General features: G+C 74.4%; 11 protein-coding genes. 6 read left to right on the forward strand and 5 right to left on the reverse strand.

Features of this window, described 5'->3' with window-relative positions:
• Position 1: 1 nt before the first annotated feature.
• From ACZ4V6_RS25210 to ACZ4V6_RS25220, 3 genes are all read right to left on the reverse strand, one after another.
• Positions 2–2,224 carry an NHLP family bacteriocin export ABC transporter peptidase/permease/ATPase subunit gene (locus ACZ4V6_RS25210; protein WP_467831393.1) on the reverse strand — a complete coding sequence of 741 codons (2,223 nt, stop codon included), beginning with the start codon at positions 2,222–2,224 and terminating at the stop codon, positions 2–4.
• Positions 2,221–3,027, reverse strand: coding sequence for a hypothetical protein (locus tag ACZ4V6_RS25215; protein WP_467831396.1), 807 nt, complete (start codon positions 3,025–3,027; stop codon positions 2,221–2,223). The genes ACZ4V6_RS25210 and ACZ4V6_RS25215 overlap by 4 nt, the downstream gene beginning before the upstream one ends.
• Before the next feature lie 101 nt (positions 3,028–3,128).
• Entirely contained in the window at positions 3,129–3,344 is a 216-nt protein-coding gene (locus tag ACZ4V6_RS25220; RefSeq protein ID WP_467831399.1) for a type A2 lantipeptide, read from the reverse strand.
• A 604-nt stretch (positions 3,345–3,948) separates the two neighbouring features.
• On the opposite strand from ACZ4V6_RS25220, the gene ACZ4V6_RS25225 reads away from it, so the two are divergent.
• From ACZ4V6_RS25225 to ACZ4V6_RS25245, 5 genes are all read left to right on the forward strand, one after another.
• On the forward strand, positions 3,949–5,145 hold the full coding sequence (locus ACZ4V6_RS25225; RefSeq protein ID WP_467831401.1) for a S1 family peptidase: 1,197 nt from the start codon (positions 3,949–3,951) through the stop codon (positions 5,143–5,145).
• 306 nt (positions 5,146–5,451) lie between these two features.
• Complete coding sequence (locus ACZ4V6_RS25230; protein ID WP_467831404.1) at positions 5,452–7,893, forward strand: SpoIIE family protein phosphatase; 2,442 nt, start codon at positions 5,452–5,454, stop codon at positions 7,891–7,893.
• Between the two features lie 103 nt (positions 7,894–7,996).
• Positions 7,997–8,416, forward strand: a complete 420-nt coding sequence (locus ACZ4V6_RS25235) for a CBS domain-containing protein (RefSeq protein WP_467831407.1) — start codon at positions 7,997–7,999, stop codon at positions 8,414–8,416.
• An 83-nt stretch (positions 8,417–8,499) separates the two neighbouring features.
• A complete protein-coding gene (locus tag ACZ4V6_RS25240) occupies positions 8,500–8,679 on the forward strand; it encodes a hypothetical protein (RefSeq protein ID WP_467831409.1) in 180 nt (59 codons plus the stop codon).
• Between the two features lie 168 nt (positions 8,680–8,847).
• A complete protein-coding gene (locus tag ACZ4V6_RS25245; protein WP_467831595.1) occupies positions 8,848–9,348 on the forward strand; it encodes a metallophosphoesterase family protein in 501 nt (166 codons plus the stop codon).
• 294 nt (positions 9,349–9,642) lie between these two features.
• On the opposite strand, the gene ACZ4V6_RS25250 is transcribed toward ACZ4V6_RS25245, so the two are convergent.
• Both ACZ4V6_RS25250 and ACZ4V6_RS25255 read right to left on the reverse strand, forming a co-directional pair.
• Positions 9,643–10,902 carry a YncE family protein gene (locus tag ACZ4V6_RS25250; RefSeq protein ID WP_467831412.1) on the reverse strand — a complete coding sequence of 420 codons (1,260 nt, stop codon included), beginning with the start codon at positions 10,900–10,902 and terminating at the stop codon, positions 9,643–9,645.
• A gap of 241 nt (positions 10,903–11,143) precedes the next feature.
• Positions 11,144–11,509 (reverse strand): nuclear transport factor 2 family protein, encoded by a 366-nt coding sequence (locus ACZ4V6_RS25255; RefSeq protein ID WP_467831414.1) that lies wholly within the window; start codon positions 11,507–11,509, stop codon positions 11,144–11,146.
• 172 nt (positions 11,510–11,681) lie between these two features.
• Between ACZ4V6_RS25255 and ACZ4V6_RS25260 the strand changes: the two genes are divergently transcribed.
• Complete coding sequence (locus ACZ4V6_RS25260; protein ID WP_467831417.1) at positions 11,682–11,963, forward strand: hypothetical protein; 282 nt, start codon at positions 11,682–11,684, stop codon at positions 11,961–11,963.
• Positions 11,964–12,200: the final 237 nt, after the last annotated feature.

Genomic DNA, 12,200 nt, shown 5'->3' on the forward strand with positions numbered 1-12,200 from the left:
CTCACCGCTCCCCGACCAGCGCCGCGTACGCGCCGCCGCGCGCCACCAGTCCCTCGTGCCGCCCGCGCTCCACGACCGTGCCGTGCTCCAGGACGACGATCTCGTCGCTGTCCCGCACGGTGCTCAGCCGGTGCGCGATGACCACGCACGCGCAGCCGCGCCGGCGCAGGTTGTCCATCACCACCAGCTCGGTCTCCGCGTCCAGCGCGCTGGTCACCTCGTCCAGCACCAGGATGCTGGGCCTGCGCACCAGCGCCCGCGCGATCTCCAGGCGCTGGCGCTGCCCGCCGGAGAAGTTGCGGCCGTCCTGCTCGACCCTGCTGTGGATGCCGCCGGGACGGCGCATCACGACGTCGTACAGCGCGGCGTCCCTGAGCGCCTCCACCACGGCGTCGTCCGGGACCGAGGGGTCCCACAGCGCCACGTTGTCGCGCACCGAGCCCTCGAAGAGGAACACGTCCTGGTCGACGAAGGAGACGGAGGACGCCAATGCCCCGCGCGGAATGTCCTCCAGGCGCTGCCCGTCGATGCGGATCACGCCCTCCCACGGGGTGTACAGGCCGGAGATCAGCCGGGACACCGTGGACTTCCCGCTGCCGGAGCCGCCGACGAGGGCCACCTGGCGCCCCGGACCGACGGTCAGGTCGAAGCCGGTCAGCAGCGGCTTGTCGAGGGGGCTGTAGCCGAACGAGACGTTCTCCAGCTCGACGTGGCCGCGCAGCCGGCGCGTGGAGTCGCCACCGCCGGGGCGGCCGTACAACGGGTCGGCCCGGAAGTTCTCCACGTCCTTCAGCCGGGCCACGTCGGCCGCGAAGTCCTGGATGCGGCCCGCGACGCCGTTCAGCCGGGTCAGCGGAGCCGTGAAGCGGGTGACCAGCGCCTGGAAGGCGACCAGCAGGCCGACCGAGATGTGCCCCTCGACCGCCCGCATGCCGCCGATCCACAGGATCAGCGCGCTGTTGAGCGTGGCGAGCGTCGGCGCGACCACGCCCAGCCAGGCGCTCGGCACCCCGAGCCGCTGCTGCTCCTCCAGCGTGGTGGCGTGCTGCCCGGCCCACTTGCGGAAGTAGCCGTCCTCGCCGCCGGTCGCCTTCATCGTCTCGATCAGCTGAAGGCCGGTGTACGCCGTGTTGGTCAGCCGGGCCGTGTCCGCGCGCAGCTTCGCCGTCCGGGTCGCGCGCAGCTTGACCACGACCCGCATCGCGACGACGTTCAGCAGCGCCACGCCGATGCCGACGAACGTGAGCTGGGGGTCGTACGTGTACAGCAGCACGGCGTACAGCACGACCACGATCGCGTCGACGCCCGCCGCCGCGAGGTCGCGGGCCAGGGTCTCGGCGACGGCGTCGTTGGACTGGAGCCGTTGCACCAGGTCGGCCGGGCTGCGCTGCGAGAAGAACGTCACCGGCAGCCGCAGCAGATGCCGCAGGAAGCGGGCGCTGGAGAGCGTGGAGGAGATGATGCGGCCGTGCAGCAGGTTCGCCTGCTGGAGCCAGGTCAGCACCACCGTGAGCAGGACGCACGCCGCCATCGACGCGAACAGCACGCCCAGCAGCGAGGTCTGCCCGCCGATCAGGAACATGTCGATGTAGGTGCGGCTGAGCGCGGGCACCGCCGCGCCCACCGCCACCAGCAGCAGGCTCGCCAGCACGGCGGCGGGCAGGGTGCCCGCGGTGCCGCGCAACCGGGCCGGCATCGCGCCGAGCACGCCCGGCCTGCGGCCGCCCCGGGCGAAGTCCTCGCCGGGCTCCATGGTCAGCACGACCCCGGTGAAGCTGCCGTCGAAGTCCTCCAGGGTCACGAAGCGGCGGCCCTTGCCCGGGTCGTTGATGAACACCCCGCGCCGGCCGAAGCGCCGGCCCATGCCGTCGTAGACGACGTAGTGGTTGAACTCCCAGAACAGGATGGCCGGCGCCGTCACCTCGGCGAGGGCGGCCAGGTCCATCTGCATGCCCTTGGCGGTGAGACCGTAACCGCGCGCCGCCTTCAGCAGGTTGCTGGCGCGCGAACCGTCGCGGGAGACGCCGCAGGCGATGCGCAGTTCCTCCAGCGGGACGTGCCGGCCGTGGTGGCCGAGCACCATCGCGAGGGAGGCGGCGCCGCACTCGACGGCCTCCATCTGGAGCACGGTGGGCGTACGGACGGTCCTCGCCCGGTTCCCGGGCGCCTCGCGCCTCGGCGGGGCGGCGCGGCGTCTGCCCCGGGTGTCGGTCGCGGTCCTCACGGCAGCAGCCAATCGACGGGACGCTGCCCGGCCAGCCGGATGGAGCCCGTGGCCAGCGTCATGGAGGTCAGTTCGTACGGCGGTCCGCCCGCGGACGACCACGCGTAGCCGCTCTTCGTGGTCGTCGAGGTGTCGAGGCGCACCGTCACGGCCACCGGCCTGCCGTCCTGCGTGAACTGCTCGCCGAGCCGGCCGTCCCCGAGGAACGCGCCGATCGACTGCGCCGACTGGGCCGAGCGGTCCACCGACTTCACGTGGCCGCGCAGTACGCCGTACTCCTGGGCCGGCACCGACTGGACGGTCAGGTCGACCGGGGCGCCGGCGGGAATGGCGGCGGCGTTCTCGGCGGGGACGTAGACGGTGGCGTAGAGCGGGTCGCCGGCGTGGGCGACCTTCTCGATCGACGCGACGTCGGCGCCGGTCCGGATGATCTGGCCGACGGCGGCGGCGAGCGCGCTGACACGGCCCGCGTCGAGCGAGCGGACCACGGCGTCGCCCTCGGCGGTGCGGACCTTCAGCACCGGCGAGCCGGCGGCCAGCCGTTCGCCCTGCCGGGCGAGAACGGCGGTGACCTGTCCGGAGACCGGGCTCTGCAGGACGTAGCTGCCCTGCCCGTGGGTGAGGACGGCGGGTGCGCCGACCGTGGGGGCCACCGAGCCGGTCACCGCCCACACGGACGCGGCGGCCATCGCGACGACGGTCACGGACAGCACCAGCCAGCCCTGCGGGCGGGCGAAACGCACCGGGAGGTCGAGCTCCTCCGGTGACTGGAGTCTGGCGAGGGCCTGTTGGCGGAACTGCACGTCGGACGTATCCCAGGGGGTCGCTGTGAAGCCGTAGGGGAACGGCCGAGAAGTCCCGGAGCCGGGGTACGGCTCCGGGACTCAGCGGCACGAGGGCGCGATCAGAGACCGGCGACCAGGTTGGTGACCGGGGCCGTGTTGAGGCCGGTGACACCCTCGACGGTGCCGACGGCGGTGTTGAGCAGGCCCGAGACCGGGGCGATGCCGTCCACCAGACCGGTGACGGTGCCGACGGCGTTCACGCTCAGGCCGCCGGAGACGTTGTCGAGCTCGGCGTCGGAGATCTCGGCGGTCTCGACCTGGGGGGTGGAGTTCATGATGGAACTTCCCTTCGTATAGCCAATTCACAAGGGGGGAGCGGCCCCCTCTGGGGACAGATGACGGCCGCGGCCACGGGCGGCCGGGCGCCCTTGTCCGGAGCCCTCCGCGGCCCCCGCGGTGCGATGGATCAAAGCACGTGGCCGGTCGGCCCTTCCAATCAATCACCCCTCCCACCTGGACACTTGCGACGTCGAGGCACCCAACCGTGCAGGAGTGCGCACGTCTTCGCGGCGACTTCTTCACACCCGGTGCGGCATCGGGCCGTGCGGTTCCGCACCCGCGCCGCCGCGAATCCGGCACTCCCGCACCAAAGGCGTGCGCGGCCCCCGGCGATTGTGGAGAACGGCCAATCGGGGTGTCCGGGTTGGGCAGTGGGTGTGCAGATTCGCTGAAGCCGGGATTCCGCTCCGAGCGGGGAACGGAACGTCACCGGCCGGGCGCGGAGCGTGCCGGAACGGGGTGATTGAACGGCCCCTCCGGGCCGCGCGTACCAACAGCCGTCCAGGCGTCCCCCGGACAGCTGCCGTCCGGCGGCACGGACCCCGTCCCAGGAGGCCGAGAAGGTCGAGTCACCAGCGAATCCCGAAGCGCAGGGCCGCGATGGCGGCAGGCTCGGTGGTGGCGCTCGGCGCGGCCGCCGTCCTGCTGCCGAACGCCGACGCCTCGCAGGACGGCGGTGGTCCGGGCGGCGCCGCCGTGCCGAGGACGCTCGAGGCGGTCGACGCCTCGGAACTCGCCTCACGGCTCCCCGGACTGCTCGGCGACGCCTTCGCCGGCTCCTACTACGACGCCGGCGAGCGGCGGCTCGTCGTCAACGTCGTACCCGGCGGTGACGACGACGTCCTCGTGCGGGCGGAGAGGGCGGGCGCGGCCGTCCGCGAGGTGGACAACAGCATGGCCGAACTCGAGACCGGCGCACGGACCCTGAAGTCCGAGGCCACCGTCCCCGGCACCTCGTGGGCGATCGACCCGCGCGCCGACAAGATCCTGGTCACCGCCGACAGCACCGTCACCGGCGCGGCGTGGGACCGGCTGGAGTCCACCGTCGAGAGCCTCGGCCCGGGCATGGCGACCCTCGAGAAGTCCGGCGGCGCCTTCAAGACGTACCTGTCGGGCGGGGACGCCGTCTTCGGCGGCGGCGGGCGCTGCTCGCTCGGCTTCAACGTCACCGCGGCGGACGGCTCGCCCGCCTTCCTGACGGCCGGCCACTGCGGGGTCGCGGCCGCGCGGTGGTCCGACGCGCAGGGCGGGCGGCCGGTCGCCACCGTCGACCGGGCCGTGTTCCCCGGCCGGGGCGACTTCGCGCTCGTCACGTACGACGACCCCGCGACCGTGGCGCCGAGCGAGGTGGACCTCGGGAACCGGACCGTTCCGATCGGCGGCGCGGCGGAGGCGACGGTCGGACAGCAGGTCTTCCGGATGGGCAGCACCACCGGACTGGCCGACGGGCAGGTGCTCGGCCTGGACGCCACCGTGAACTACCCCGAGGGCACGGTCACCGGCCTCGTCCGGACCGACGTGTGCGCCGAGCCCGGGGACAGCGGAGGCTCCCTGTTCACCCGGGACGGCCTCGCGATCGGCCTCACCTCCGGCGGCAGCGGCGACTGCACGGTGGGCGGGGAGACCTTCTTCCAGCCGGTCGCCACGGCCCTGCGGGCGGTCGGCGCCACGCTGGGCGGCGGCGGCGCGGCGGACGGGGCGGGGGACCGGGCCGGTGAGGGCGCAGGGGCCGGTGGTGCCGACGACGGCACGGGTACCGGCCGTGCCGACGGCTCCGGCCTCACCCGGACCCGCTGACCCGGCCGCTTCGCCGCCTCCCGCCCCCCCGCGGGCCCGCGGGGGAGGTCCGGCCCTCCGGGGGAGGGCCGGACCGCCGCGCGTCCCGGGGACGAGCGCCCCGACGGCGCACCGGACGCCGGGTGCGCGGAGCGGGCCCCCGGCCCACCGCCGTGCCGCGGTCCGGACGCGTCCGCGCTCGGCGGGGACGGCGCGGAAGTCCCCGCGCACCCGGCCGGGGCCCGCGGGGTCCCTCCCGCGCCCGGGATCGCGGGTTCCCCGCTCACAGGGGCTGCGCGGCCGTCCCGTACGCGCTGTAATGGCGACGTGGTCAGTGAGGGCGCCGCGGAGAGCGGGACGAGGACGCTGCGTGCCGAGGACGCCCTGAAGGCGATCGCCGCCCTCCCCGGCCGGAGGGAACGGCTGCGCCGCGTCCTGGAACAGGCGCTCGTGTTCGGCGGGGCCGCCTTCGCCGCCGTGTACCGACCCGGCGAGGACCGCGAGCTGCTCTGCCTCACCGAGTCGGTGGGTGTGCCGAGGACGCTGTACGGCGTGCGCGACAGCTATCCCGCGGACGGCGGCTCCCCGGTCGCCGACGCCCGCCGGGGCGGGGCGCCGGTGTGGCTCGGCCCCGAGGCGTTCGCCGAGTCCGCCGAATCGCGGCGCGTCCCGTCCAGCGGCTTCTCCCTCGCCGCCCTGCCCGTGCCGGGCGACGGCGGCTGCCTGCTCGCCCTGACCGAGCGCCCGGGGGGCTTCGGCCCCGAGGACCGGGCCTGCCTGGAACTGGTCGCCGGGGCCGCCGCCGGCCCCGCCCCGCCCGTGGCCACCGAGAGCCGGGAACTGCGGCCGGACGCGTTCTCCCTGGCCATGGACACCGGCCGGGTCCAGGTCGGCGACGACATCCTGCGGCTGTTCGCCCTCGCCCCGGGCGACTTCGACGGCAAGGTCGAGACGCTGCTCGGCCTGACCGTGCCCGAGGACCTGCCCTCGCTGATGTCCGTGGTGGAGGCCGACCACATGTCCATCGGCGACCGGGAGCTGGAGTTCCGGGTGCTGCAGCCCACCGGCCCGCCGAAGTGGCTGCAACTGCGCGGGCGCCTGCTGCCGGGCGGCGACGGCCGGCCCGCCCGCCTCGTGGGCACCGTCGCCGACGCCTCCACCCTGCGCCCCGACGTGACCGACGTCGCCCGCGTCCAGCGCCTGGCCGCCGCGCTGGCCACCGCGGGCACCGTCCGGGACGTCAGCCAGGCCGTGGTCGCCGCCCTGCGCAGGCCGCTGCGCGCCGACCGGATCGCCCTGGCCGAGCTGGAGGGCGACCGGCTCGTCGTCACCGTCCTAGACCCGCCCGAACCGGAGTCGTGGCCCGAACTGTGGCGGCTGGAGTGGCGCACCGAGTGGCCCGACGCGCCCGTGCGCGCCATGCCCACCCTCGCCGCGGCGCTGCGCGAGGGCCGCGCCCAGATCTGGCCCGCCGGCACCGCCCTGGAACCGGCGCTCGCCGACGTCGGCCCCGGCGGCCTGGCCGTCCTGCCGCTGCCGGCCGCGGGCCGCACGGCCGGCGTCTGCCTGATCGGCTGGGACTCCCCGCACGACTTCGGCCCCGACGAGCGCGCCCTGCTCACCGCCTCCGCCGGCCTCGCCGGGCAGGCCCTGATGCGCGCCCACGCCTTCGACGCCGAGCACGAACTCGTCGGCATGCTCCAGCGCCAGCTGCTCCCGCGCCGTCTGCCGGAACTGCCCGGCGCGGTCGCCGTCGCCCGCTACCTGCCCAGCACCGCCGGGCTGGAGCTCGGCGGCGACTGGTACGACGTGATCCCGCTGCCCGACCACCACGTCGCCCTCGTCATCGGCGACGTCCAGGGCCACAGCGCCGGCGCCGCCACCCTCATGGGCCAGATGCGCACCGCCCTGCGCGCCTACGCCGTCGAGGGACACCCGCCCGACGTGGTCGTCTCCCGGGCCAACCGCCTCCTGACCGACATGGGCACCGACCTCTTCGCCACCTGCGCCTACGTCGACCTCGACATGGAGGAGGGCTCCGCCTGGTGCGTCCGCGCGGGCCACCCGCCGCCGGTGCTGCGCCACCCCGACGGCACCACGGAGATCGCGGAGGCGGAGGGCGGCCCGCCGCTCGGCGTGGTGACGCAGGCCGACTTCCCGATGAGCCCGCTCCGGCTGCGCCCCGGCACCCTGATCGCCCTCACCACGGACGGGCTCGTGGAGTCCGCCGACGCCGACATCGACGAGGGCATGGACCGCTTCGCGCACGCGCTGGCCGTGTCCGACCCCGCCCACCTCGCTCTCGTCGCCGACGCCCTGCTCGGCAACGCCCGCCGCAGCGACGACGTCGCCCTGCTGCTGGTGCGCTACGACGGCATGGCCACGCGTCCGAAGCGCGAGACCTGGACGGTGTGGCGGCTGCCCGAGGCCGTCCGGCACGCCCGCCGCTTCACCCACCGCACCCTGCGCTCCTGGGGCGTGCCGGCGGCCGACATCGACGCCGTGCTCCTCGTCGTCTCCGAGCTGGTCACCAACGCCCTGGTGCACACCGACGGCGCCGTCCGCCTCGACCTCACCCTGGTGGGCGGCCGGCTGCGCGTCGCGGTCGCCGACGCGTCGCCGCGTACGCCCGTCAAACCGACCAGCATCGGCTGGGAGGCCACGGGCGGGCGCGGCATCCTGCTGGTCGAGGCGGTGTCGGCCACCTGGGGGACGCTGCCGGTCAGCGGGGGCAAGCAGGTCTGGAGCGAGATCGCGCTGGGCCGGTGAGACCGCCGGACGCACCCCGCGCCCGGCCGGAACCGGACGGGTCGCCGCCGCCCCGCCGGGTACCCGGCCGGTGACGCCGACAGCGATGCATGAGGAGTGCGCCATGACACAGCACGTCCGCGACATCATGACCGCCGATCCGGTGACCGTCGAGCCGCAGACCTCGGTCACCGCGGTGGCCCGCATCATGCGCGACCAGGACCTCGGAGCCGTCCTGGTGACGGAGGACGACCGGCTGCGCGGACTGGTCACCGACCGTGACCTGGTGATCCGCTCCGTCGCGGAGGGCGGCGACCCGGAACGGAGCACCGTGGCCGGCGCCTGCAGCGACGACCTGGTGACCGTCCGCCCCGACGACGAAGTGGACCGTGCGATCCAGGTGATGCGCGAGCACGCCGTACGCCGTGTCCCGGTCGTCGAGGGCGACCACCCCGTGGGCATCGTCGCCCTGGGCGACCTGGCCATGGAGCGTGACCCGGACTCGGCACTGGGCGACATCAGCGTGGCCCGGCCCAACCCGTGAGGACGGCGCGCGCCCGTTTCACCGGCGTGCGCCCGGGGACCCGGAGGGCAACGGCACCGGACACAGAAGGAAGATGATGCCTCGTGACCGCGGACACCAGCGACAAACCCGCCGTCCGCCGCCTGGAGACGGGCTGGTCGCAAGCCCGCCGCCTGCGCGGCAAGGGCGCCCCGCGCACTTGGGTACCGGCCGTCGAGGACGGCGGCACCCCGCGCGCGCCGCAGGCGGGCCAGGAGTCGAACATAGTCCGGGGTGAGGACTGACCGCACCCCGCGACAGAGACCGTCGAGCGCCGGCCACCGTGCCGGCGCGGCCCGTGTCCAGGCCCGCCGCCCACAGGTCCCCGACGGCGGCGACGGGCGGGGCCGGACGGTTCTGGTCGGCCGGTTCCGCCAGTTCACGGAGGATTCCGCGCGGTGAGGGTGGATCACGTGCGCCTGCTGCTCATGTCCGACACGCACCTGCCGAAGCGGGCCAGGGAACTGCCCGCGCCCCTGCTGGCGGAGATCCCGCGTGCCGACGTCGTCCTGCACGCGGGGGACTGGGTCGACACGGACACGCTCGATCTCCTGGAGGAGCGCAGCCGGCGACTCGTCGCGGTGTACGGCAACAACGACGGACCCGGCCTGCGCGCCCGGTTGCCCGAGGTGGCCCGTGCCGACCTCGGCGGTCTGCGCTTCGGCGTCGTCCACGAGACGGGTGCCGCCAAGGGCCGGGAGGCGCGCTGTGCCGCCCGCTTCCCCGACCTCGACGTGCTGGTCTTCGGCCACAGCCACATCCCGTGGGACACCACGGCCGGCACCGGCCTGCGGCTGCTCAACCCCGGTTCCCCGACCGACCGGCGGCGCCAGCCGTACTGCACGTACATGACCGCCACGGTCGCCGACGGCCGCCTCGGGGACGTCGGACTGCACCGCCTGCCGCGGCGCTAGCCGGCCTCGCGGAGCGTTCGCGGGGCACCGTGCGGGGGAGCGCGGGGGAGGGGGACGCAGAGGAACAGGGGCGGGCAGCGCCCACGAGGACGCTGCCCGTTACGTGCCGGGTCGCTCCATGTCGGGGGAAGCGGCCCGGGCGCTACGAGTGTGCGCTGTCACGGACCTCCTTCCGTCAGGAGTGCTGCCGAGGTCATGCATGCCTCATCCGATGCCGGGCGACTACCCGCCTGCGCGCGGCCCACACACGAAGGGGCGGACATTTTCGGCGCGGACCGCGGACCGCGGACCGGGTCAGCCGGCCGACGGCCCGGCCCAGCCGGCCGTGACGTGGCCGAGCCGGACGCGCTGCGGATGGTCGCCGACCGGGACGGAGACCGTCTTCTCGCCGGTCGCGAAGTCGATGGCGGTGACCTGGTCGGCGCCGCTCTCGGAGACCACGCAGTGGGTGCCGTCGCCGCTGACCGTGGCCCAGTAGGGCTTGGCGGCCGCGACCAGCGGTCCCTCCTTCAGGGTCGTACGGTCGACGACCGTCGCGTAGTCGTCCATCGTGCCCGCGACGCAGATCTTGGCGCCGTCCGGGCTCATGGACAGGCCGTGGTGCCGTGAGTCGTTGACCCAGGTCGTGCGGTCCTCACTGGTGGCGGGGTTCTTCGGCAGCGTCTTGGTCCGGGTGATCCGGTCGGTGGCGAGGTCGTACTCGAAGAAGCCGTTGAAGAAGGAGACCTGGAAGTACAGCTTGGACTCGTCGGGCGAGAACACGGCGGGCCGCACGGCGTCGGAGTGGTCGCCGAGACCGGCCGCGTCGAGACGCTCGCGCATGTCGATCACCCTGACCTGCCGGAACGTCGTCGCGTCCACGACGGTGATGCGCCGGTCACCCTTCGTCCAGTCCAGCCAGGGGGCGTCGAGCGCGGTGTTGACCTCGCCGATGGACATGTTCCAGATGTACTTGCCGTCCTCGGTGAAGATGTTCTCGTGCGGCTTGTCCCCCGTGCCGAAGGACCCGAGCTGCCGGCCGGTGCCGATGTCCAGCACGTGCACGGTGTTCGACGTGGAGGCCGACACCGCGACACGGGTGCCGTCCGGCGAGACCGCCATGTGGTCGGCGCGGTAACCGGACACGGGAAAACGCCAGTTGATCCGCCCGGTGGCGAGGTCGACGGACACGACGTCCGCGAAGCTCGGACGGGAGACCACGACCGACCTCCCGTCCGGCGTCGAGTACATGTCGTCGGCGAACTGGTCGTGTCCCTCGCCGACGCCGTTGCGGATGGCCTGGAAGTAGATCCACCGGATCGGGTCGGCGTTGATCTCGGCCATCCGCTGCTTCCGGTCCGGGACGACGCTGATCCGGCCGATCCTCGCGAAGTCACCGGTGGAGCGGATGACGTCGGCGGTGCCGTCCCAGTTGTTGCCGACGAACATCACCTCGCGCAGCGCGGCGGGGTCGTCCGGGGACGTGGTGGTGGCGGTCGCTGTCACGGGAGCGGCGACGGTGAGTGCGAGGGCGGCGGCCACGGAGCAAAGGTGCCTGGATCTGGGGACAGGCATGCTGCTCTCTCCTCTGGAGGCGGGGGCGAGGCGTGCGGGTGCGGGGACTCTGGACGGAGCCGCGTCCAGAGAGAACTTACTGAAAAGTAAGGAAGGGTCGCCCCTCTCCACAAGACCGCGTACACGACAAAACCGGCCCCGGCGCGAGGAAGTCGCGCCGGGGCCGGTGCGCGAGGGGGCGCGGCCACCGGATCACCGCGACGCTCGACGCGGTCGCCGGCGAACCGGTCCGCCGTTCCGGCTACTCGTCCCAGGCCTGGATCATGGTCTGCCGGACGATCTTCCCGTCCCGCAGCGACATCATCGACTCCGCCAGGACCCGGACGCCGTCGGGATAGGCGCAGGACTCCGTGAAGGCGGCCTGGTCGCCCTGGACGACGCAGTTCTCGAGCCGGTGCGTCATGTCGCGGCTGTAGACGTCGTCGAGCAACTCGGCGATCTCGTCGCGGCCGTGCAGGACCTTGGGGCTGCTGGGCTGCGCGTAGCGGTCCACGATGCGGACCTCCGCGTCGTCCGCGTAGAGCGACAGGAGGGTTTCCGCCGTCTCGTCCTCGATGCCCCGGCGCAGCGCTTCGGTGTCGAAGCCGGGGCCTGTGCTGGTGCCCATGACGACCTCCTTCGAAGGCCGCGGCCCGACCGGGAACGGGCCGCCTGGGGCCTCTCCTTCGAGAGTCCTCCGTCCGGGCGGCTCCGGCAAGCCCTGTCGTACCGCTGCTCCCGACGGGTGAGGGCGGTGGGCCGCCCGTGTCCGCCACCGGCCCGCCGGCGTTGCCGAAGACATGATCCCCACACGACGCATCGTCGCCGCCGCCGCTCTCGCCGCGGCTGCCACCGGCCTCGTCGCACCGACGGCGAGCGCCGCCGACCCGGGCCCGCCGGCCGCCGGCGCACTCAGCCCGACGCTCCGCTCGCTCGCCGCCGACGGCCTGCCCACCGGGGACGGGAACGCCCGGACCACTCCCTCCACCCATCTGCACCGGCCCGACACCCGCGACCAGGCGCAGCGGCTCGCCCTCACCGGCCTGTTGTCACCGCTGCTCGGCAAGGCCGCCCGGAGCTGACGCCCGCGCCACGTCCCCCGCAGAGGGCCGCCCGCGTCCGGGCGGCCCTCAGGCGTGCGCGGGCCCCACCGCCGGCCGCGCGGACGCGGCCCGCTCCGCCACGACGACCGGGCCCGCCGCGGTGTCCCGCGGCGCCGCCCCGCCGGACGCGGCAGCACCGCGCGGCCCGCTCCGCCGTCCACCGGCCGCCCGGCCCGCCCTGCCACCGGCGCCTTGACGATCGGTTGCGCGTAGGGT

The sequence above is a fragment of the Streptomyces sp. NPDC029152 genome, assembly GCF_055564355.1.